The following is a 22,538-nucleotide window of genomic DNA, read 5'->3' as shown; positions in this document are numbered from 1 at the left end:
TATTATTTATCCAAATCAAGTATCTTCTGATAAAGTTCTTTTTGATCTGCGGTATATTTTTCTACAACTCCCTTTGTTGCCTCTCTCCAAGGTGTTTTGTCGTCTACCTCTACAACATTTACCTTATTTGCCTTAAGGTCTTCCAATACCTTGTCCTCAGCCTTTTGTGCGATATCTCTGTTTACCTCTCCTACATACTTTCCGGCTTCAACCAAGATATCCTGCTGCTCCTTTGTAAGCTTATCCCAAGCCTTATCTGTGATAACTACCTGGAACGCTCCGAGAGTATGTCCGTCAAGTATGATATTAGGTGCAACCTCAGGGAAGGCGTTTGACTTATAGTTTGTTATAGGCTGCTCCGCACCGTCTACAACACCTGTCTGAAGTGCAGAGTAAAGCTCGTTGAATGCAACTACTGTAGGTGATGCTCCGAGGCCCTCAACCATACCGTTCATAATAGGATCGTTTGACACTCTAAGTTTCATTCCCTTAAGATCTTCCACCTTTGTCACAGGATTCTTTGTGAAGAAATGTCTGAATCCCTCTTCTCCGTAGTACAGACTCCTAATACCGAGGTTAAGATCCGATGTTTCCTGTAAAAACTCCTTTGAAAGGTCACTGTCTACAAACTTCCAAAAATGCTCTCTTGAGTTGAAAGTATAAGGCATTGAAAGAAGTGAAGCCTTCTTTGCGCCGTAACTTGTAAGAGCAAATGCTGATATTCTTGACATATCTACAGTACCTGTTCCTCCAAGCATTCCGTCAAGTACATCGTTTTCCGAACCGAGCACACCGCTTGCCTGTATATCGATGTGAATCTTTCCTCCTGAAAGCTCTTCAACCTTTTCTTTGAATGCGGTTCCGCTCTGTCCTACGATTGTATCAAGCGGGTTTACCTCCGCATACACCAAAGTTACCTCAGCTCCGTCAGACTTACTGTCTGCCTTGCCGTCAGCCTTTGCATCTGTGCTCTCACCTGCAGCCGCAGCCGTTGTGGAAGTCATCTCAGGACTCTTCATAGAACATCCTGCAAGTGCCGATACCGTTAATGTAGCCAATGCCATTGCTAAAAATTTCTTTTTCATATTTCCTCCGAAAATAAATACTAAGGCCAACTCTCATAGCCTCAAAACCTTATGTGTCCATTCTATATTTAAGGAAATATTCTTTAAATAGTAATATTTTAATAAAACAAGTAAATTTTTAACCTAACCGTTATGCTTGCTTCTGTATTCCGACGGACTCATACCTATAGACCTTTTAAACACCTTTGTGAAATAATTTGAATCAGCATAACCTACACTTTTTCCGACCTCTTTTATGTTAAAACTTACATCCTTTAGCAGTAACTTTGCTCTGTCCATCCTAATCTTAGTCAGGTAATTGATAAAGTTGTCATCAAATAGTTGCTTAAATACCTTGGAAAAATATACATCCGAATAACCCAGTATACCTGCAACATCTTTTGCACTTATATCCTTTTTATAGTTCCTGTCAATATAATCTTTTATTACATCCTTTTGTGAATGTACAATACTGTCCGTTTTTTGCATACTTCTTACATTTTCTATTGCAGTATTTATAAGTTCACAGAGTTTTTCCTCCTTCCATGGCTTTAAGAGGTAGTCAAACGCCTTGATATGCATTGCTTCAATTGCGTAGTCAAACCTGTCATATGCCGTTATAAATATGATAATACACTCCTTATTTTTTTCTTTTATATATTTTGCAAGTTCAATACCGTTCATTCCCGGCATTTCAATATCTAAAAGCGCTATATCAGGTTTCACTTCGTCACATATCTGTGATGCCTTCCTGCCGTTACCGGCAGTAAAAATCTCAAGTTCATCTACAAAATGTTTTTTTACAGTCTTTTCAAGGACTTTAAGTTCCAAATTTTCATCATCCGCTATCAATAAATTCATATCCCCTCCACGATCAAATATTTACACCTGAGGTATCAAAAAATAAACTACAGTCATCTTGCCTTCTTTAGAATAAATCCTCAAATCTCCGGTCTTGTAAATATTTTTGATACGCTTGTATATGTTTCCAAATCCTATACCTATCTTGGCAGTGGATCTTTTTTTCATAAAATCTCGAAGTTCAGACAGCCTCTCGCCGCTCATACCTACTCCCGTATCTGCAACTATTATATGCAGCATTTCATCCTTTTCCCACACTCTTATTACAACCTTGCCGCCTTCTTCCTTCTTTGAAATACCGTGTACTATAGCATTCTCAACTATAGGTTGCAAAGAAAACGAAGGAATATAAACCTTATCATCCTCCACCCTTGAAACTATCTCATATGATACTCTGTCACCGAAACGCATCTTTTGTATATACATATAGTCCTTTACTATACTGAGTTCCCTCTCAAGACTCACCTGTTTTTCATCGGTCTTTAAGCTGTAACGAAATATATTTCCTAAGGCTCTTATCATATCCTCGGTATCCTTGGCATCTTCAAGGTTTGCCGACGCCGCTATTATATTCAGTGTATTGAATAAAAAATGCGGATTTATCTGACTTTTTAATAAATCAAACCTTGCTTCATTCAATCTCTTTTCCATCTTCATCTTTTCCATGGCTTCCTTATGGAGAAGCTCTGAAAGCTCGTATCTTTCCTCAAGACTTGTGATATATCCTGCCGTGGCATGCTTCATCTTATTGAAAGCATTGACCAAATCTCCCATTTCATCCTTATTTTTAACATCAATATCCTTGTCACAAAACCTGTTCTTTGCTATATTCTTCGATACTTCCACCATTTTGTTTATAGGCGAGAGTATCAACGCCTGCAATCTGATTGCCATATATATTATCCACACTATGATGGGAAGCAGGACAATACCTATTATAAACGGCAGTCTTTTAAAGAATTTTTCCTGCTTTTGATAGATTTCATTGTTCTCACTCAATGTAATATCCATCAACCTTTCGCCGTATCCTATCAGATAGTCCTGCATCTCATATATATCATAGACCTTTTCTATAAAATCATTTGCATCATAGTCGGAGTCTATAATCTCCTGCCTTTTATCGGCATACACCGGGTAGCTGTTTTTTATACTCCAAACTCTTGCATATCTCTCGGTATCCATATATCTTAGGTCAAGCGGAAGCTTATCCACTATCTCATCCGTTCTCTCAAAGCTCTTTAAAAGCTCTTCTTTTTTGTCTCTGTTCTTTACATAGTAAGCAAACTGCGCTTTTTCGTTGGTCAAAGCATCCTGAAGCTCATAGCAAACAGAGATCTCTCTAAGTATCTCTCCGAAACCTGAAGATGTATATTCAACCACAAAAAAGTCAAAGCATATATCCACAATAAGTGCCGATATTACAGCAACTATGAAAATACCTATTTTATATTTTATAGATTGATTAAAAAATTTACTTTTCATATCCTACCGTCCTAAAGGTTGTATAAGAAAAGGATACTACAGAAAAATAAATTCTTCTACAGTATCCTAAAATATGGCTATATCTCCAATATATTTGAAAGCAAAAATCCGAACAGAGTACTTCTTTGGTATCTGCAAAAATCTCTGTAAGAAACCTTATATCTTCTTCCCCACGATGAAATATAGAAAAATACATCTCCTACATCATCTTTGCAGTCATATATAGTCACATAGTGTGAGTACAACTTTACGGTATTGCCGGTATCTATATCAACGGCATCAACTCCGTCGGATTTCTTTAACAGACTTGGACCTATTCCAAGTATTACAGGTCTGTTGTTTTGCAGACTGAGCTTTACCTTGTGCAGTATATTAAGGCTGTGTCCCCATCTTGCTTTCATCTTTATATGGTTGTCTACAAAATACCTGTTTATACCTTTCGCCAGTGCAAAGCCCGTCAGACCTTTTATAAAGATATTATTCAGTATACAAAAATATTTCCTATACATACTCAGTACAAATGAGATAAATGTATCCTTGCTTATCTCAGATTCGCTTTTATATTCCGTTCTGAAAAAGCAAAGCAAAAAATTGCATACTGCCACTATACCGCAGCCGTACTCCGATATATCCTTATACCTGAGAGGCAAAAACCATGCTTGATTTCCACCTGTATAAGAGGTGTTTTTATCTTTTATAATAAGGTCTTCTTCCATATGCTTACATACTGTGGGAGGCAAATGAGGCGTCTCCCTCCCAAAGTACCACTTTGTTGTCTTTCATGCTCTGTTTCACATCTATAAGTCTTTGATTGGAGCTTCCTCTGAATCTGAGCGTGATATCATGAAGTTCCTCCACAAACTTTCCGTCAACTATCACATCGGTAGCGTTTAAAATCTCGGGAGTTGCCTCACAATATGCTCTACCTCCCGGTATCAAATCCACATCGAATGTATAACCCGAGTATATCCAAAGGCTCTTATTCGGAAATCTCTTTTTAAACTCTCTTATCAACGGCAAAATACCTCTTTGATTGACCTTTTCCATAGGTTCGCCGCCCAATATGGTCATTCCCGATATATAATCAGGCTCTATTGAAGCCATTATCTGCTCGATAGTTTCATCACTGAATTCTTCACCGTATTTAAAATCCCATGCCACCTCGTTAAAGCAACCTTTGCAGGCATGTGTACAGCCTGATACAAAGAGCGATGTTCTCACTCCCGGACCGTTGGCTATATCATCGTATTTTATATTTGCGTAATTCATTATAAAATCTCTGCCATATCCAGAAGAAGCTTCTTTGAGTCCTCAAAGCTAAGGCAAGGGTCTGTGATGGACTTTCCGTATATATGCTCTTCTATCTTTTGATTTCCTTCTTCAATATAGCTTTCAATCATTACACCCTTTACAAAGTTTCCGATCTCATCCGAATATCTCATTGAGTGTAACACTTCTTTTACAATACGAACCTGCTCTTTGTACTTCTTATTTGAGTTTGAGTGATTTGCATCCACTATAACCGCCGGATTTACAATATCTCTCTCCAAGTACAAATCATGTAACAGTTTCAAATCCTCATAGTGATAGTTCGGAAGGCACTGTCCGTGCTTGTTTACTGCACCTCTAAGTATCGCGTGAGCAAGCGGATTGCCGTCAGTCTTTATCTCATAGTTTCTGTAGATAAACTCATGTGACTGCTGTGCCGCATATATTGCATTGAGCATTACCGACATATCACCGCTTGTAGGATTCTTCATACCTACAGGAACCTCCGCACCTGAAGATGTAAGTCTGTGCTGCTGATTCTCCACAGATCTTGCACCTACGGCAATGTAGCTTAATACATCGTCAAGGTATCCGAGGTTATCGGGATAAAGCATCTCATCCGCTGTAAACATTCCTGTCTCTTCCACTACTCTAAGGTGCATCTTTCTTATAGCCACAAGTCCCTCGTGTACATTAGGCTTTTTCTCAGGATCCGGCTGGTGCAAAAGTCCCTTATATCCGTCACCGTTTGTTCTCGGCTTATTTGTATACACTCTCGGTATAACTATTATCTTATCCTTTATCTCATCCGCTACCTTTGCCAGTCTTGTAACATAGTCAAGTACCGAATCTTCATTATCTGCAGAGCAAGGTCCTATAACCGCCAGGAACTTGTCACTCTTTCCTGTGAAAACATCTGCAATAGCCTTGTCAAAATCTTTCTTTTTTTCCTTCAAATCCTCTCTTAAAGGATATTTTGCTATTATTTCCTCAGGACTTGGCAGATTGCTGATATATTTTATTCCCATAACTTCCTCTTTCTATTAAATAGGTATTTTTAACCGATGCTTGATACACTCTACCAAGCACGGTAGAATATCTGTAAGTTTAAGCCATACCAAAGTTAGTGACATGGCTGCAACATCTAAACAGTATATAGTAATAAGAAGAAATTATCAAGTCTTTATTACTTTAAAGCGTTGAACTTTAAACTTGCAAAGTATAAGCTTGACCCTTTCTCATTACTTTGTTATACTTTTATGCAATTTATTAGATTAAAATATATACCAAGGATGGATAATATGAATTGTTATGAAGAACTTAAGGCCAGAGGGCTTATCGCTCAGGTCACAAATGAAGAAGAAATAAGCAAAATGATAAATAACGGTGAGGCTACTTTCTATATAGGATTTGACCCTACAGCAGACAGCCTTCATGTAGGCCACTTTATGGCGCTTTGCCTGATGAAGAGACTTCAGATGGCAGGTAACAAGCCTATAGCTTTGGTCGGCGGCGGTACAGGTATGATCGGTGACCCTTCAGGAAGAACCGACCTTAGAAAGGTACTTACTATAGAAGATATAGACCACAACTGTGAATGCTTCAAAAGGCAGATGAGCAGATTTATAGAATTCGGCGAAAACAAAGCCAGAATGGTAAATAATGCCGATTGGCTCAGAGATCTCAACTACATGGACTTTATCCGTGATATCGGACCTCATTTTTCGGTCAATAATATGCTTAGAGCAAAGTGCTATGAAAATCGTATGGCAAACGGTCTTTCATTCCTTGAGTTTAACTATATGATACTTCAAAGCTATGACTTCTACAGACTTTTCCTTGACTATGGCTGCAATATGCAGTTCGGCGGTGACGACCAGTGGTCAAATATGCTCGGCGGTACCGAGCTTATCAGAAGAAAACTTGGTAAAGATGCTCATGCCATGACTATCACACTTTTACTGAACTCAGAGGGTAAGAAAATGGGTAAGACTGTAGGCGGTGCCGTTTGGCTTGACCCGAATAAGACATCTCCGTTTGACTTTTACCAGTACTGGAGAAATCTTCCTGATGCAGATGTACTTACCTGCCTTAGAATGCTTACATTCCTTCCGCTTGAGCAGATAGAGGAAATGTCAAGCTGGGAAGGCGCAAAGCTTAATGAGGCTAAGGAAATTCTTGCAATGCATCTTACAGAGCTTGTACACGGCAAGGAAGAGGCCGAAAAAGCAAATGCCGCAAGCAAGTCTCTTTTTGTAGGCGGCGGAGATATGAGCAACGTTCCTACTTATGTTTTGCAGGATGAGGATTACAGAGACGGCACTATCGACCTTTCAGGTGTACTTGTAGTAAGCGGACTTTCAAAGACCAGATCCGAAGCCAGAAGAAATATCGAACAGGGCGGCGTATCTGTAGAAGGCGAAGTGATAAAAGACGTAAAGAAGACATTTACAAAAGATGATTTTGCATGTGAGGGACTTCTTGTTAAGAGAGGCAAGAAAAACTTCTGCAAGGTAAAATCTGAATAAATTGTATTCATAAAGGGCCGAAAAAATAAAAACTTGGCCCCTACAAAATAAAAGGCTGCCGCACCTTAAGTGCAACAGCTTTTTTGATTTTATTACAGATGCAGTACTCTGTCCGCTATCTCCTGAGTTCTACCCTGATTCCAGAACTGTGTTCCTATATATCCGCAGGTTCTTCTTGCTACATTGAGCTTACTTTGATCGGTATTTCCGCATTTCGGGCATTTCCATACAAGCTTACCCGCATCTTTAACGATCTTAATCTCACCGTCATATCCGCATTCCTGACAGTAATCGGACTTTGTATTAAGCTCCGCGTACATGATATTGTCATAGATAAATCCAAGCAGACTCATTACAGCCTCAAGGTTGTCCTGCATATTCGGTACCTCAACATAACTGATAGCTCCGCCAGGTGAAAGCTTCTGGAATTCACTTTCAAACTTAAGCTTTGTAAACGCATCTATATCCTCAGCCACATGAACATGGTAGCTGTTTGTAATATAGTTCTTATCTGTGATACCTTCTATTATACCGAATCTCTTTTGAAGCGCCTTGGCAAACTTATAAGTTGTAGACTCAAGCGGTGTACCGTATGGAGAATAGTCGATATTCTCAGCCTTCTTCCACTCGTTACACTTGTCGTTCATCCTTTGCATAACGCTGAGTGCAAAAGGCTTTGCCGCATCATCAGTATGGCTCTTTCCTGTCATATACTTTACACACTCATAAAGTCCGGCATATCCGAGACTTATTGTAGAGTATCCGCCGTATAAGAGCTTGTCTATAGTCTCACCCTTTTTTAATCTTCCAAGTGCTCCGTACTGCCAAAGTATCGGTGCCACATCTGAAGGTGTACCCTTTAATCTCTCATGTCTTGCTCTGAGCGCTCTGTGGCAAAGCTCAAGTCTCTCGTCAAAGATATTCCAGAACTTGGTAGTATCTCCGCCTGATGAAAGTGCCACATCTACAAGGTTGATTGTAACAACACCCTGATTGAATCTTCCGTAGTATTTCGGCTTGCCGTTCTCATCTACATATGGTGTCAAAAAGCTTCTGCATCCCATAGGTGTATAGCAGTTTCCGTTGCCGTTTTTATCAACCTTGTACTCAAACATCTTCTTCTCTGAAACATAGTCAGGTACAAGTCTCTTTGCGGTACATTTTGCGGCAAGTTTTGTAAGATGATAATATCTGCTTCCCGGACGAACATTGTCCTCCTCAAGTACATATATAAGCTTAGGGAACGCAGGTGTTACCCATACACCGCTCTCATTTTTTACACCCTGATATCTCTGTCTTATCATCTCTTCTATAACAAGTGCAAGGTCTTCTTTTTCCTGCTCATTCTTAGCCTCATTCAAGTACATAAATACTGTAATGAAAGGAGCCTGACCGTTGGTAGTCATAAGTGTAACCACCTGATACTGTATAGTCTGTACACCCTTTGTGATTTCCTTGCGAAGTCTGTTCTCTACAATCTCTTCTTTTCTCTCATTTGATACATTAAGTCCGTACATCTCGGCTTCAACTTCATCACGGATTTTCTTTCTGCTCACATCTACAAAAGGTGCAAGGTGAGTAAGTGAAATACTCTGTCCGCCGTACTGGCTTGATGCCACCTGTGCAATAATCTGTGTAGCTATATTGCAGGCTGTCGAGAAGCTGTGCGGTTTCTCAATAAATGTACCTGATATAACAGTACCGTTTTGAAGCATATCTTCAAGATTTACAAGGTCACAGTTGTGCATATGCTGTGCAAAGTAATCTGCATCGTGGAAGTGAAGTATTCCGGCCTTATGAGCTTCAACCACTTCACTGTCAAGCAATAATCTCTCTGTAAGGTCCTTTGAAACCTCTCCTGCCATATAATCTCTTTGCACTGATGCAACTGTAGGATTTTTGTTGGAATTCTCCTGCTTTACTTCCTCATTGTCACATTCAATAAGTGATAAAATCTTATCGTCTGTTGTATTGTTCTTTCTCTTAATGCTCTGAACATATCTATATGTAATATACCTTCTGGCAACCTCATAAGCATTCTCTCTCATGATGCCGTCCTCTACCATATCCTGTATCTCTTCCACGCTCATAGCACGGTTCATGCTCATGCACTGGTTCTCCACAGTATTGGCAATACGGTCTACCTGTGATTTCTTCAACTTGTCATCTTCGCCCACTACAGCATTTGCTTTGTAAATAGCCGCTATAATTTTTGAAATATCAAAATCTACTTCAGCACCGCTTCTTTTTATGATTCTCATATCTGAATCCTTCCTAAAAAATAGTATATTTATATATGTTATCTGCGACAGTCTCGCAGTTGATTTAAATATCAAGCTTTTATTTCTTGCCTTACGTTTTCCTAGTATACACAATATGTAGTGGTTGGTCAATGAGCAATTTACAATATACTGTGGTAAAACTTTCTATGTCAATACAACAAAAATTTATTAAATATTTTCAAGGCAGGATAGAAAAGCAATTTCCTTATAATTTTTGACCATAAAAACCTTAACAAAGTATCTTTCAATATTGTTTTTACCTTATTTGAAACCATTATACCTTGTACACAAAATACAGATAAATACAATATAAAAGCTCTATCTTAAACAAATCCATTCTGATTGATATCAGCTTCATATATACAGAATTTATACTTGTAATATGATTTACAAAGTGTTATAAGATACTAAGTTTCACTTTTCAAAAATACTTATCAAATGACAGACAGTATTTAGAAATTATAAACTTATTGAGGTGATTTATGAATATATATTTGTTGGTCGGAATCAAGTTTTTCCTTGGCATCCTTGTAATGATATTGCAGATACATATACTCGGTAAATATGAATTCTCTATAAATACCCCTTTGAACCAGATACAAAACTATGTTCTCGGCGGTATTATCGGTGGTGTTATTTATAATACTTCCATATCTATTTTAACTTTTCTGATATTTATACTTGTTTGGTCGCTTGTAGTCATCATCGTAAAACTGATGGTCAACCTGAAATTTATAAAATCTTTGGTCGTAGGAAATCCTGTTGTACTTATTAGAAACGGAGTCGTGAATGTTGCCAACTGTGCCAAAGTCGGACTCTCCGCCGAACAGCTTATGCTGCACATAAGAATGGAAGGACTTACCTCCACCAAGGAAGTAAAGTCAGCCATTATGGAAACCAACGGTAAACTGACCATTATAGATATGCAGTCCGCCACACCTAAGTTCCCTATTATTTCAAACGGTAAGTTAAATCAGGATATCTTGGAACTTATAGGGCATAACGAAGAGTGGCTGCTTGCCTATATAAAGGAACAGGGCGTAGAGAGCATACAGGATGTCTTTCTCGGTGAATATGTAAACGGTGAGCTATATATCACGGCATATCCGAAAATCAAGTAACTTTGCTTTGAGGTTAAGGCCTTAAAGTTTTATATTCAGAAAGGAAATATTATTATGAATTTTTACACACTGGACTACATAACCAGAACCCAGTCAACAGGCCTTATTGTACGTTCCGCAATTATTATCGTACTTTTGGCTATAGTTATAATTACAAGCTTTAAGTTTATGAAAGACAGAATGAAAACAAGACTTAGAGATATCTCAATAGGTATCGTGGTTTTGACCTTTATACTTTTAGGCATTCAGGTGGAACATTACACACAGAACAACCGCGATTTTTCACAGTCTCATGTACTTCTAAAATTTATTGAAAGTGTAGCCACAGACTACAATGTTTCACCTTACAATGTTTTGGTAAACTCCACTACATTAAAGGACGGAATAATAGTAAGATACAATGACGAAGACTATACGGTTCATTTGAATGCCGACAACAACTCATACACATTGGAGCGTACACATATAATCAACCACAATGTATATGTAGACGGGGAGAAATAGTATGAATATATATTTATTGGTCGGAATTAAATTCATCTTAGGTACTTTAATAATGATTTTACAGATACATATTCTCTGAAAATATGAGTTTTCTGTAAATACTCCTTTAAACCAGATCCAAAACTATGTACTCGGCGGTATCATAGGAGGTGTTATATATAACACTTCCATATCCATCTTGACTTTTTTGATATTCATACTTGTATGGTCACTGGTTGTTATCATAGTTAAGCTTATGGTAAATATCGACTTTGTAAAGTCGCTTGTCGTAGGCACTCCCACCACATTGGTTAAAAACGGCAAGGTAAATGTTGCCAACTGTGCAAAGGTCGGAATATCGGCCGAACAGCTTATGTTGACTATCAGAACGGAGGGGCTTGATTCAACCGAGGATGTAAAATCCGCCATTATGGAGACCAACGGCAAACTTACCATCATAGATATGAAATCCGCCGCTCCGAAGTTTCCTCTTATATCAAACGGCAGACTCAATGAAGATGTTCTTGAAATTATAGGACATGACAAAGATTGGGTTAAATCAAAGCTGAAAGAGCGCGACATAGAGAGTATAAATGATGTGTTCTTGGGAGAATATGTAAACGGCAAATTGATTGTGACCGCTTATCCTAAGATGTAACCGGATTGTTATATAAAAAATGCATAACAATAAGTAATAAAATGTATTTCCTAATATTTTTTCACAGTGCTATATTTAAGACAACAAATTAGTCTCAGTTCGTTTCAGACTAAAATAAATTTATTAGGAGATAAAAAATGGCCGGTTTTAAGATTACAAAAAAAGATGGTTACTATGCATATGAGGCTCCGGGACATAAGGAGTGCAAGCTTACAAGACTTCACGACCCTGCCGATATAGACGGCGGAAAGCTTGTATGCGGACTTTCACATTTCCTTCCTGCAGGCGGCGGCACAGAGTACGGCGCAAATCCTCTCGAATCTATCTACTACATCATCAAAGGCAAGATGCTCTTTAAAGGTGATGACGGCAGTGAGACCGTACTTGAAGAAGGTGACAGTGTACATATCGCACCGGGAAGCAAAAAGAGCGTGACCAATATCGGAACGGAGACTGCACAGATGCTTGTAGTGCTGCTCCCTCCGGCACAAAACTGAGCATAAAAAGAACCCCTTGGGGTTCTTTTTATATTAAGAATAACTCTTTCAGGTATCTGATACCCGTCTCTGTCTTAAATACATTCTTCATCATCTCTTCTATTGCGTTCTTTTTTATACCCATCTCCTGTGCATTCACCAAAAAATCCGCTTCAAGCAGTATCTGCAAATCAATACCGTCCACATCGGTGTAGGTATGGTGATGTGCTATCATATAATCTATTCTGTCTGCTACACTTTTCTCTACATCCGTGTCTGCAAAAAACTCCTTTATCATAGGAGATGACACTTCCTCCTGCTTTTTGCCGTCTGCATTTCCATACTTTGCTCTAAGTGACGGACATGAGATATCATGAACTATAGCGGCCATCTCCAATGTCCTTTGAGTCTCATCATCCAACTTCTCACCCATACCTATATTCCTTGCGTAAGCCCAGACCTTCAAAAAGTGGTTTATATCATGAAAACTGCCGTTACTTGCTACAATCATCTTTTCCATTACTTCATTAACTGTCATATGCCACCGCCGAAATTTTATTTAGTTTGTCTTTCCACCCTCTATTACAAGAGTATCCGCATACTGCGCACCATATGTATCTGTAAGTGTTGCTTCATAGTCTTCGTGGAAGAAGTTTTCTTTTCCGAGAGTCTCAATCTCAGTGTTTACCCAGTCAAGCAATGTTGTATTGCCCTTTGTTACTGCAGGTGCAATGGTGTCCTTTACTCCAAGGTCATCAATACCTACAACATATCCCGGATTGCTCTTTGCAAATGCAAGTACCTCGGTATTGTCGTTTACCCATGCCTTACCGCTTCCGTTTAAAAGTGCATTCTTGGCATTTGCATATGTATCATACTTTTGAAGCTTGATATTAGGGTAATTCTTGATCATGTAAGGCTCCGCCGTTGTTCCTGATATAATAATCATCTCGTCATTAGGATTCCAGTTGTCAAGGCTGTCTATCTTATTGTTCTCAGGTGAGATAACTCCAAGACCTACATTCATATATGGAAGTGCAAAATCCACAGCCTCCGCTCTCTCAGGTGTAACTGTAAAGTTTGCAAGTATAAGGTCAACTTTTCCTGTCTCAAGGTATTCAACTCTGTTTGCAGCCTCTGTGCTGACATAGTTTATCTTTACGCCGAGGTCCTTACCGAGTCTGTTTCCGAAGTAAATATCATATCCCTGATACTCACCGTTCTCATCTACATATCCGAACGGATTCTTGTCTGAGAACACACCTATATTTATAGTACCCGACTTCTTTATCTCATCAAGTGTTCTGAAGTTGTTTTTGCTGCCTTTTCCGCCGGCATCTGCAGTCTTTGCTGATGAACCGCATGCGCTGAGTGCCAACACACCTGCAGCCAAAACACCTAATAAACCTATCAACTTAATTTTCTTCATATTTAATCCTCCGATAAATCTTTCTTATATATATGTTATGGGTAATACCCGAATTTTTATTATATGTTATATTCTTCCTTTTCGTCCTTTACAGACTCAAATTCAAATATATTCAAAAACTGTCTTGCTCTCTCCGTCTTAGGAGCACTAAAAAAGCTCTTCGGCCTTCCAGTCTCCACTATATTTCCCTTATCGAGGAAATATACTCTGTCCGCAACCGCCTCGGCAAATTGCATCTCATGAGTAACGATAATCATAGTGGAACCCTGCTTTGCAAGGTCAAGCATCACATCAAGTACTTCTCTGACCATCTCAGGGTCAAGGGCCGCCGTAACTTCGTCAAACAGCAAAATCTCAGGGTGCATTGCAAGCGCTCTTACTATTGCCACTCTTTGCTTTTGACCGCCTGAAAGTTCTCTCGGATAAGTCTTTGCCTTATGTGCAAGTCCTACCTTATTTAAAAGCTCCATAGCTTCTTTCTTTGCACTCTCCTTATTCACTCCGGCAACCTTTGTAGGAGCCAAAATGATATTGTCAAGTATTGTCATATGTGGAAAAAGCTCATAGCTTTGGAAAACCATACCTATCTTTTGTCTAAGTCCTGTCAAATCCTTTTTATTGTAGTCTATAGCCTTGCCTTCAAGACAAATCTCTCCGCCCTGTATAGCCTCAAGACCGTTGATACATCTAAGCAATGTGGACTTGCCGCAACCGCTCGGTCCAATCAAAACTATTACTTCGCCTCTATTCAGTTCAAGGCTTACACCGTCCAGTACAGGTGTCTTGCCGTCATAGTTTTTTACAACATTTTTTATTTCCAATAATGCCGGCATAATCTCTCCTTCCATCACTTTATCTTCGTTTTTCCAAATATCTTGCAAGCATACTTATAGGAGTACATGCGATAAAGTACATCAAAAATACCGCCAGATACACTCCGAAAGCCGCATTCGGACTTGCTGTTCTGTTTGCCTCTATTATCTGCTGTGCCACCTTTATTACCTCTACCACACCGATCATAAGTACAAGTGATGTGGTCTTTATCATTCTGGTAATCAAGTTTATTGAAAGCGGAACAAGTCTCTTTATTGTCTGAGGTATTATAATGTATACAAATATCTGTCTCTTACTAAGTCCCAACGCCTCACCGCTTTCGTACTGATGCTTAGGAATACTGATAATCGCTCCTCTGACCAAGTCTCCCATCTCCGCAATTCCCCAGAGACTGAATACTATAACAGCTGCCAAATCTCCCGATATATCCACTCCGATCACTCTTGTACTTCCGAAAAATACTATAAACAAAAGTACAAGTTGCGGCATTATTCTTATAAACTCAAGATATACTCTAAGCACCGCCTTCAGTATAGGATTTTTAAATGTCATAAGTATTCCTAACAGTATGCCTAAAGGGATGCTGATAATCACCGCTATCAAGCTTATCCTTAGGGCTACTCCCATTCCTCCCAAAAGTCTTATGGCGTTTTTGCCTTTGAATATGACATTAAGACCCAAATCCGGCATAACGCACCTTCCTTTCTACATAGGATCCCAGTATGGAAACCGGCAGTAATATAATCAGATAGAAAAATACCAAAAGTGCCAGGCTCTCTACTGTCTTGTAATAAATTCCAATCAAATCCTTTGCCGTGAACATCAAGTCCATCAAGCTTATAGCCGAGAATACTGATGTCTCTTTCAATAAGAATATGATGTTTGCTACAAATGCGGGTGTACTTATTGAAATTGCCTGTGGAAGAAGTATATAGAAAAGCACCTGATTGTGACTGAGTCCGAGACTAAGTGCACTCTCCTCCTGTATCTTATCTATAGTTTCTATTCCGCTTCTGAAAGCCTCGCACATATAGCTTCCTCCAAGGAAAGCCAGTCCGATTACTCCACAGATAAAGGCATCTATCTTTATACCCAGCTTCGGTAAACCGTAATATATAAAAAACAGCTGTATAAGTAAGGGGGTATTTCTGCTAAGTTCTATATATATGCTTACCAATTGCCTAAGCACCGGTATTTTCTTATGTAAAATCAGTGTGCATAAAAGCCCCACCGCTATTGCAAGTATTATTCCGAGTATACCGATCTTAAGTGTCAGTATGGCTGCATGTACATACAAAGGCAATACCTGCTTTATAAATCCAAAATCCATAATCATTCTCCAAGATACTGTCCGTATCCGTTTTTGTTTTACGCAATACATAATAGCACTATAAACCCTTTTTGTCTATAGGTTTATAGTAATTTATTTTTAAAATTTTGATTAAAAAAGTAAAGTATATAAAAATTAAAAACCTATACCCGGGCATAGGGTATAGGTAAGGAATCACTGTTTACATTCTGGTACCGAAGTCCGCTACCCAGTATATAGTACCGTCTTTTATGTAGCATCCGACACCGAATGAATCATAATCTTTGCCAAGTATTTGAGCTCTGTTCACTTCCGAATCCATCCAGTATTTCACCGCCTCTTCAGGTGTGCTCTGACCCACCGCTATAACTTCACCATAATATCCAAGTCCCGGCGGCAGTGCATACAGGTAACTGTCTCCGTCAGGTCTTGTATGTGAATAACTCTGCGCCAGCTCCTTAGCTCTTACATGCACGCTGTCTGCAAACATACTGTCATCAAATAAGGACGGAACACCATACTTTGCTCTCTCATTGTTTATAAGCTCGATAGCCTTTTTCTCAAAAGCCTGTGTAGATATCTTTCTTGCGTCCACCTTTGCACCGGACTTTCCTTCAGGATTATATACGCCGTTTGAGTCCACATAATAGTCTTTATGCTCTTCATTCATTAAATCAACATATCTGTTTACAGCCATTCTGCCGCCATATATAGGGTCAAAATAATACCATTTATCATTGATCTTTGACCAACCTTCCTGCATCTGACCGTTATCGGTATCCAGATAGTACCAATCATCACCGTCCTTTAGCCAGCCTTTTTGCATATATCCCTGACTGTCAATATGATACCACTTATTATCAAGACTTAACCATGACGAATGTGCAAAAGTACCGTCGGAAAACTGATACTTATATCCCTTACTATCCTCTTTCCAACTGCCGTTTGCCGCAAATGTAGGTATTGTCATTGCCAATGTACCTATCGTCAACGCTGCTCCAAGAAATAAACCTTTTTTCATACGGTCTCCTTTCTTATGAAAATCAGTTATGCTTAAGTTTCAAAGTATGCCATATACTTTATTTTCAAAAACTTAGCTGTTAATTACATTTTACATTATTTTCATGAAAAAAGTAATCTTTTTTTATGGTAAATTTAGATGGTACATACATATATATTTTGTGATATAATAACGTACCCCCTAAATAAAACAAATTCCTGATTACAAGCCTCAATATATATTTCAACCTCTCCACAACAAAAGCCACAAGGTTTCCCTCATGGCTCTTCATATATCTTAACTTATGCATTTGTACAAAAAATCTTTTAAGTCTTCATAGCGAAGAAATTTATTATATTTTGCCGTTTCCTTTATATCCTCTATACTTGCAAGTCTGTAGTCGGACACTTCTCCTTCCTGTCCTTTTATATTTTCTATATCATCTTGTGAAATCTCAAAGCAGTAGATATCTGCAAAATATTTATTGCCCTCAACGGTTCTTCTCTTTTGAGTTTGAAGGATTTTATAGTCTCTGCCAAAAAGATTTATATTGGTCTCTTCCAAGATTTCTCTGTATATAGCTTCTAAGGAAGACTCTCCTGATTTTACTCCGCCGCCCGGTATCTCCCAAATACCCGGCGACCACAGCTTTTGCATAGCACGCTTTGTTATAAGTATCTTTTTATCTGCACTTACCAAAACCGCAGACACTATCAAAAAGTACTCGTCATCATTAAGAGCTATGGCGGCTCTGTCTACAGTTTTTCCTGTAGGTTTTTTATTCACATCATATATATCACAAAATTCTCTTTCCGCACTCATTGTAATCGCTCCATAGTTTCGAGAGTTTTGTTGAATTTATTCCACATCTCCCATATCGCTTAAAATCTTATTGAGCATTGTTCGAAGCTGTACCATCTCTTCATCACTTAATTTAAGGCAGCCTCTCATTCCGACCGGAATATCAACAGCCATTTCTCTAAGCTCTTTTCCGCTCTCTGTCAAAGTTACTATCAGAGTTCTCTCATCTATCTTTGAACGCTCTCTTGTTACATAGCCTTTGGCTTCAAGCTTTTTTAATACCGGAGTCAAAGTACCTGAATCAAGGAAAAGCTTGTCACCGAGTTCCTTAACATTGAGTTCTTTTTCTTCCCACATGACCATCATTACAATGTACTGTGTATATGTCAAATCCAATTTATCTAAGTATGTTTTATATCTCCTTACGATTTCCTTTGAGCAAGCATATAGCGGAAAACAAAGTTGATTTTCAAGTTTTAATGAGTCATACTTACCTGCCATTTTTTACATTCCCTCTTTCCTTTTAAAAGACTTTAAGGAGCCTTTATTTTCATAAACGCTCCTTATGTCTTCGTCATTAAAATTAAACTAACTCTTTAACAGCCTCTTCAACTACCGCAACGCCTTCAGTAGGCTCAAATCTTCTTATAACATTTCCGTTCTTATCTATAAGGAATTTTGTAAAGTTCCACTTGATGTCAGGCTTGCTTGCGTAATCAGGATCAGCCTCACTAAGCATCTTTGTAAGAAGCTTTGACATATCGTTGTCGGCTCCCCAACCTGCAAATCCCTTTTCGCTCTTAAGGTACTTAAATACCTCGCTTGCACCGTCACCGTTTACCTCAATCTTTGAGAAAAGCGGGAAAGTTACACCGAATCTTGAGCTGCAGAACTTTGCAATCTCTTCATCACTTCCCGGTGCCTGATGTCCGAACTGGTTACATGGGAAATCAAGTATAACAAAATCCTTGTCCTTATAATCCTCATATAACTTCTGTAACTGCTCATACTGTGGTGTAAATCCGCACTCTGTTGCTGAATTTATTATCAAAACAACCTTATTCTTGTAATCGCTAAGGCTTACTTCCTTACCTTCATTGTTCTTTACTTTAAAATCATATATGCTCATTTTATTTCCTCTTTCCTCTATATTTATAATTAAAATGCCTCACAGTACTTTGCCGCCGCAATTCCCGCTACAGCACCGTCTCCTGCCGCCGTTACCAGCTGACGCACTTCCTTGGTTCTGCCGTCTCCTGCCGCAAATATACCTTCAGTCATTGTCTTACAATCTTCTCCGGCTACTATATAGCCTGCCTTATCAAGCTCTACAACCTGTGCAAAAGCGGTATTGTCAGGTACCTGACCTATTGCTACAAACAGACCGTCTATAGCAATCTCCCTTTTTTCATGTGTATTCTTATCTTCCACTACCACACCGCTTACCGCAAAAGACTCTTCCTTGATCTCTATAATATTTGAATTGAGAACAAACTCTACATTATCCTTTTTCTTTAATGCCGCTACTACGGCTTCCTCGGCTCGAAACTCGTCTCTGCGGTGTATTACATATACTTTGCTTGCCACATTTGCAAGGAATGTCGCGTCTTCTATTGCGGTATTACCGCCTCCGTTTACAGCTACCACCTTGCCTCTGTAAAACATTCCGTCACAGGTGGCACAGTAAGAAACACCTGAACCTACAAGCTTTTTCTCATTAGGAAGTCCCAGCGGTCTGTTCTTTGCCCCTGTTGCAAGTATTACCGCCTTGGCATCATACTCTCCCTTATCGGTTTTTACCTTTTTTATATTTCCTTCAAGGCTTATTCCTGTTACCTTTTCATATTTTACTTCGGCGCCCAAATCCTTTGCCTGATTGAAAAGATCTGTGGCAAACTCAAATCCCGAAGTCTTCTTGATAGCAGGATAATTTTCTATCTCGGGAGTATTGATTATCTGTCCTCCGTAAGAAGCACCTTCAAGTACAAGTACCGACTTGCCCGCTCTCACTCCGTATATTGCAGCGGAGAGTCCTGCCGTACCGGCACCTACCACTACTATATCATACATAATATCACTTCTTTCTATATATCGAATCTCTTTAATCATCGACCCGACAATCTTTAATTATCCTAATAAAGCTTTTACTTCATCCTTTGATATAAGACCTACTGACTTGTTTACCAACTCACCGTTCTTAAATACAAGAAGTGTAGGTATTGACATAATGTGGAATCTGTTTACAAGCTCCTGGTTCTCATCTGCATTTACCTTTCCTACAGAGAAGCCTACCGCTTCCTCAGCCACCTCGTCAACTATAGGTGAAAGCATCTTACAAGGTCCGCACCAGGGTGCCCAAACATCCACCAATACCGGTTCCTTTGCATTCAAAACTTCAGCTTCAAAATTTGCACTTGTTATTGTCTTTACTGCCATAACTTTTTCTCCTCCGAATCTTTCTTAAATAGTTTATGATTATATTTTACACAATTTTATTTTATTGTCAAGCACTTTTTACTTTTCTTTACCTTCTCCCTCAAAGTACTCATTCTTTAACTTTATCACCACATTTGCAAGTAAGAACAGTGCTATAAGGTTCGGGATTGCCATAAGTCCGTTGAAAGTATCCGATATATCCCAAAGCAATCCGAGGTCCATAGTCGCTCCCACTATCGCCATCAGTGAATATACCACCATAAAAGGCTTTATTACCTTTTCACTGAATAAAAATTCTATACATCTGGCGCCGTAAAGTCCCCATCCTATGATGGTCGAGAAGGCAAACGAGCACATGGCCACAGCCGTAAATACCGATACGCCATGTCCGTAGGCCTTTATAAAACCGCTTATAGTAAGTTCGGCACCTGCCGGAGAACCGAAAGGAATATTCACACCTGAACAAAGTATTACAAGCGCTGTAAGTGTACATATAACTATGGTATCGGCAAATACTTCAAATACTCCGAAAAATCCCTGCTTTACAGGCTTACCTGTATCTGCCGAAGCGTGTGCTATAGGACCGGTACCAAGTCCGGCCTCGTTTGAGAATATACCTCTTGATACTCCCTTTTTCATACTTAAAAAGAAGCTTCCTATTACTCCGCCTGTCACGGCTCTCGGATTGAACGCTCCGTATATAATGCTTCCAAATACCTCAGGCACTCTGTTTATATTTAAAAATACCACTCCGAGTGCAAGCACCACATATAAAAGTGCCATAAAAGGAACCAGCTTTTCTGTAACCGTACCTATTCTTTTGATACCTCCAAGTAATACCAGTCCCACCAGTATTGTTACAATTATTCCGATAATTAAGTTTATTGTCTGACTTCCACCTGATCTTACTATTCCGTATCCTTCAAGTGCCACATTGATAGCTGCGGTTATGGTATTTACCTGTGTAGCATTTCCGGTTCCGAACACTGTAAGTACACCGAAGGTGGCAAAGGCATATGCTAAAAATATCCACCTTTTCGGCAGTCCGTTACTTATGTAATACATAGGTCCGCCTACCAATTCTCCGTTCTTGTTTTTCTTTCTGAAGTATACTGCAAGTGTAACCTCTGTGAACTTGGTACACATACCTAAGATTGCCGAAATCCACATCCAAAATACACTTCCCGGTCCGCCTATGGATATTGCGCCTGCAACACCTGCTATATTTCCTGTACCTACTGTCGCCGCAAGTGCGGTGGTTGCCGCCTGAAAAGGTGAAAGTGCCCCGTCGGCCACATTTCTTTTTTTGAAAATTCTGCCGACCGTAGTCTTCATTATATATGCAAATTTTGTTACCTGCATAAATTTCAATCTGATGCTCAAATATATACCTACACCCATCAGTGCAATCATTGCGGGTACACCCCAAATAAACCCGTTTACGGCTGAGTTTATCCTTGAAATTGTTTCAATCATACTTACCTCACAATATCCTTAGTCAAATCTTTTATCACTTCACCTGCTATTATAAGCCCTACCACAGACGGTACAAAGGCAACCGATCCCGGAATAGCCCTTCTGTCAGTACACTTTCTCTCAGCACCCGGAGGGCATACACAGTGTGACCTGCAACTGATACTCTCATCCTCCATCGGAACTAAAGGCTGCTCCTTTGAATAAACCACCTTAAGCTTTTTTATATTTCTTTTTTTAAGTTCTCTTCTCATTACCTTTGCAAGCGGACAGACACTTGTCTTATATATGTCGCTCACCATAAAAGCTGTAGGATCCAGCTTATTTCCTGCGCCCATACTGCTGATAACAGGCACATTACATTCGTTTGCCTGCATCACCAGATTTATCTTTGCCGTAACCGTATCTACGGCATCTATTACATAGTCATATTCACTAAAATCAAAATCTCCTGCATTCTCAGGCAGATAAAAGCACTGATGAGTAGTCACCTTACACCTCGGATTGATGCTAAGTATCCTGTCTTTTGCCACATCCACCTTATACTTTCCTATAGTCTTTACATCAGCTATTATCTGACGATTTATATTGGTCAGACACACTTTATCATCATCTATCAGGTCTATGGCTCCCACTCCGGATCTTGCCAAAGCTTCCACGCTGTAGCCGCCTACTCCACCTACTCCAAATACCGCCACTCTTGACTTTTTCAATCTTTCCATGGCATCCACACCCAACAAAAGCTGAGTTCTTGCAAATTGATCCATATATAATCCTCTCATTATTTTACACTATCAAGCAAGTTTATATTTTTACACTTAAGTTGTCAACAATATAAAAAGCCGACATCGCTGCCGGCTTGATTTTGGGAGGAGAGCCGATATGTATCGGCTCGAGTATTATGAAAAAAATCTTTTATTTATAGACTAGCTATCTCTTGTCTATGTAAGAGATTATAGGAAATAAAAGTGGCTAAAGTTTGTTTTTTATGTAAAAGGTTTTTGAATTAGTTATGAACAATATATGAACCTC

The 22,538-nt window shown here is 39.1% G+C and carries 25 protein-coding genes and 1 pseudogene; 6 read left to right on the top strand and 20 right to left on the bottom strand.

What is annotated here, in order from left to right:
• Window positions 1-2 precede the first annotated feature (2 nt).
• From ACO6FI_RS06450 to ACO6FI_RS06425, 6 genes are all read right to left on the bottom strand, one after another.
• Window positions 3-1,085 (bottom strand): TRAP transporter substrate-binding protein, encoded by a 1,083-nt coding sequence (locus ACO6FI_RS06450; protein WP_485456631.1) that lies wholly within the window; start codon window positions 1,083-1,085, stop codon window positions 3-5.
• Window positions 1,086-1,208: 123 nt separating this feature from the next.
• Window positions 1,209-1,925, bottom strand: a complete 717-nt coding sequence (locus tag ACO6FI_RS06445; protein ID WP_485456630.1) for a response regulator transcription factor — start codon at window positions 1,923-1,925, stop codon at window positions 1,209-1,211.
• Window positions 1,926-1,946: 21 nt separating this feature from the next.
• Window positions 1,947-3,407, bottom strand: a complete 1,461-nt coding sequence (locus ACO6FI_RS06440) for a sensor histidine kinase (protein ID WP_485456629.1) — start codon at window positions 3,405-3,407, stop codon at window positions 1,947-1,949.
• Window positions 3,408-3,484: 77 nt separating this feature from the next.
• Window positions 3,485-4,147: a hypothetical protein gene (locus ACO6FI_RS06435; RefSeq protein ID WP_485456628.1), complete on the bottom strand. Its 663-nt coding sequence runs from the start codon at window positions 4,145-4,147 to the stop codon at window positions 3,485-3,487.
• Window positions 4,128-4,676: an anaerobic ribonucleoside-triphosphate reductase activating protein gene (gene nrdG / locus ACO6FI_RS06430; protein ID WP_485456627.1), complete on the bottom strand. Its 549-nt coding sequence runs from the start codon at window positions 4,674-4,676 to the stop codon at window positions 4,128-4,130. The genes ACO6FI_RS06435 and nrdG overlap by 20 nt, the downstream gene beginning before the upstream one ends.
• Complete coding sequence (locus ACO6FI_RS06425) at window positions 4,676-5,704, bottom strand: 3-deoxy-7-phosphoheptulonate synthase (protein WP_485456626.1); 1,029 nt, start codon at window positions 5,702-5,704, stop codon at window positions 4,676-4,678. Before ACO6FI_RS06425 ends, nrdG begins: the two co-directional genes overlap by 1 nt.
• Window positions 5,705-5,977: 273 nt before the next feature.
• On the opposite strand from ACO6FI_RS06425, the gene tyrS reads away from it, so the two are divergent.
• Window positions 5,978-7,204: a tyrosine--tRNA ligase gene (gene tyrS, locus ACO6FI_RS06420; RefSeq protein WP_485456625.1), complete on the top strand. Its 1,227-nt coding sequence runs from the start codon at window positions 5,978-5,980 to the stop codon at window positions 7,202-7,204.
• Between the two features lie 92 nt (window positions 7,205-7,296).
• Here the strand turns inward: tyrS and nrdD are convergent, their stop codons facing one another.
• Window positions 7,297-9,465, bottom strand: coding sequence for an anaerobic ribonucleoside-triphosphate reductase (gene nrdD, locus ACO6FI_RS06415; protein ID WP_485456624.1), 2,169 nt, complete (start codon window positions 9,463-9,465; stop codon window positions 7,297-7,299).
• Window positions 9,466-9,968: 503 nt separating this feature from the next.
• On the opposite strand from nrdD, the gene ACO6FI_RS06410 reads away from it, so the two are divergent.
• The 5 genes and pseudogenes from ACO6FI_RS06410 (at window position 9,969) to ACO6FI_RS06390 (ending at window position 12,245) form a co-directional block, all read left to right on the top strand.
• Window positions 9,969-10,607 carry a DUF421 domain-containing protein gene (locus ACO6FI_RS06410; protein WP_485456623.1) on the top strand — a complete coding sequence of 213 codons (639 nt, stop codon included), beginning with the start codon at window positions 9,969-9,971 and terminating at the stop codon, window positions 10,605-10,607.
• A 54-nt stretch (window positions 10,608-10,661) separates the two neighbouring features.
• Complete coding sequence (locus ACO6FI_RS06405; protein WP_485456622.1) at window positions 10,662-11,111, top strand: DUF3290 domain-containing protein; 450 nt, start codon at window positions 10,662-10,664, stop codon at window positions 11,109-11,111.
• Window positions 11,112-11,226: 115 nt separating this feature from the next.
• Window positions 11,227-11,286: pseudogene (locus ACO6FI_RS06400) on the top strand (DUF421 domain-containing protein); the annotation flags it as partial.
• A gap of 12 nt (window positions 11,287-11,298) precedes the next feature.
• Entirely contained in the window at window positions 11,299-11,748 is a 450-nt protein-coding gene (locus tag ACO6FI_RS06395; protein WP_485456621.1) for a DUF421 domain-containing protein, read from the top strand.
• 137 nt (window positions 11,749-11,885) lie between these two features.
• Window positions 11,886-12,245: a cupin domain-containing protein gene (locus ACO6FI_RS06390; protein WP_485456620.1), complete on the top strand. Its 360-nt coding sequence runs from the start codon at window positions 11,886-11,888 to the stop codon at window positions 12,243-12,245.
• 28 nt (window positions 12,246-12,273) lie between these two features.
• On the opposite strand, the gene ACO6FI_RS06385 is transcribed toward ACO6FI_RS06390, so the two are convergent.
• The 13 genes from ACO6FI_RS06385 to ACO6FI_RS06325 form a co-directional block, all read right to left on the bottom strand.
• On the bottom strand, window positions 12,274-12,762 hold the full coding sequence (locus ACO6FI_RS06385) for an HD domain-containing protein (protein WP_485456619.1): 489 nt from the start codon (window positions 12,760-12,762) through the stop codon (window positions 12,274-12,276).
• 21 nt (window positions 12,763-12,783) lie between these two features.
• Window positions 12,784-13,653, bottom strand: a complete 870-nt coding sequence (locus ACO6FI_RS06380) for a transporter substrate-binding domain-containing protein (RefSeq protein WP_485456618.1) — start codon at window positions 13,651-13,653, stop codon at window positions 12,784-12,786.
• A gap of 59 nt (window positions 13,654-13,712) precedes the next feature.
• Window positions 13,713-14,486: an amino acid ABC transporter ATP-binding protein gene (locus ACO6FI_RS06375; RefSeq protein WP_485456617.1), complete on the bottom strand. Its 774-nt coding sequence runs from the start codon at window positions 14,484-14,486 to the stop codon at window positions 13,713-13,715.
• A 19-nt stretch (window positions 14,487-14,505) separates the two neighbouring features.
• A complete protein-coding gene (locus tag ACO6FI_RS06370) occupies window positions 14,506-15,177 on the bottom strand; it encodes an amino acid ABC transporter permease (RefSeq protein ID WP_485456616.1) in 672 nt (223 codons plus the stop codon).
• Window positions 15,158-15,817 (bottom strand): amino acid ABC transporter permease, encoded by a 660-nt coding sequence (locus tag ACO6FI_RS06365; RefSeq protein ID WP_485456615.1) that lies wholly within the window; start codon window positions 15,815-15,817, stop codon window positions 15,158-15,160. The genes ACO6FI_RS06370 and ACO6FI_RS06365 overlap by 20 nt, the downstream gene beginning before the upstream one ends.
• A gap of 181 nt (window positions 15,818-15,998) precedes the next feature.
• The gene (locus ACO6FI_RS06360; RefSeq protein WP_485456614.1) at window positions 15,999-16,817 is read right to left on the bottom strand and encodes a CAP domain-containing protein; all 819 of its coding nucleotides are present in this window, start codon (window positions 16,815-16,817) and stop codon (window positions 15,999-16,001) included.
• Between the two features lie 276 nt (window positions 16,818-17,093).
• The gene (locus ACO6FI_RS06355) at window positions 17,094-17,618 is read right to left on the bottom strand and encodes an NUDIX hydrolase (RefSeq protein ID WP_485456613.1); all 525 of its coding nucleotides are present in this window, start codon (window positions 17,616-17,618) and stop codon (window positions 17,094-17,096) included.
• Window positions 17,619-17,654: 36 nt separating this feature from the next.
• The gene (locus ACO6FI_RS06350) at window positions 17,655-18,098 is read right to left on the bottom strand and encodes a MarR family winged helix-turn-helix transcriptional regulator (protein ID WP_485456612.1); all 444 of its coding nucleotides are present in this window, start codon (window positions 18,096-18,098) and stop codon (window positions 17,655-17,657) included.
• Between the two features lie 82 nt (window positions 18,099-18,180).
• Complete coding sequence (locus ACO6FI_RS06345; protein WP_485456611.1) at window positions 18,181-18,726, bottom strand: glutathione peroxidase; 546 nt, start codon at window positions 18,724-18,726, stop codon at window positions 18,181-18,183.
• Between the two features lie 29 nt (window positions 18,727-18,755).
• Window positions 18,756-19,667 carry an NAD(P)/FAD-dependent oxidoreductase gene (locus ACO6FI_RS06340; protein ID WP_485456610.1) on the bottom strand — a complete coding sequence of 304 codons (912 nt, stop codon included), beginning with the start codon at window positions 19,665-19,667 and terminating at the stop codon, window positions 18,756-18,758.
• A gap of 57 nt (window positions 19,668-19,724) precedes the next feature.
• A complete protein-coding gene (trxA, locus tag ACO6FI_RS06335; protein WP_008752536.1) occupies window positions 19,725-20,033 on the bottom strand; it encodes a thioredoxin in 309 nt (102 codons plus the stop codon).
• A gap of 78 nt (window positions 20,034-20,111) precedes the next feature.
• On the bottom strand, window positions 20,112-21,509 hold the full coding sequence (locus ACO6FI_RS06330; protein WP_485456609.1) for an alanine/glycine:cation symporter family protein: 1,398 nt from the start codon (window positions 21,507-21,509) through the stop codon (window positions 20,112-20,114).
• Window positions 21,510-21,511: 2 nt separating this feature from the next.
• Complete coding sequence (locus tag ACO6FI_RS06325) at window positions 21,512-22,273, bottom strand: tRNA threonylcarbamoyladenosine dehydratase (RefSeq protein WP_485456608.1); 762 nt, start codon at window positions 22,271-22,273, stop codon at window positions 21,512-21,514.
• Window positions 22,274-22,538: the final 265 nt, after the last annotated feature.

The organism is Lachnoanaerobaculum sp., assembly GCF_057250505.1.
This window is presented reverse-complemented; position numbering and strand designations above follow the sequence as displayed.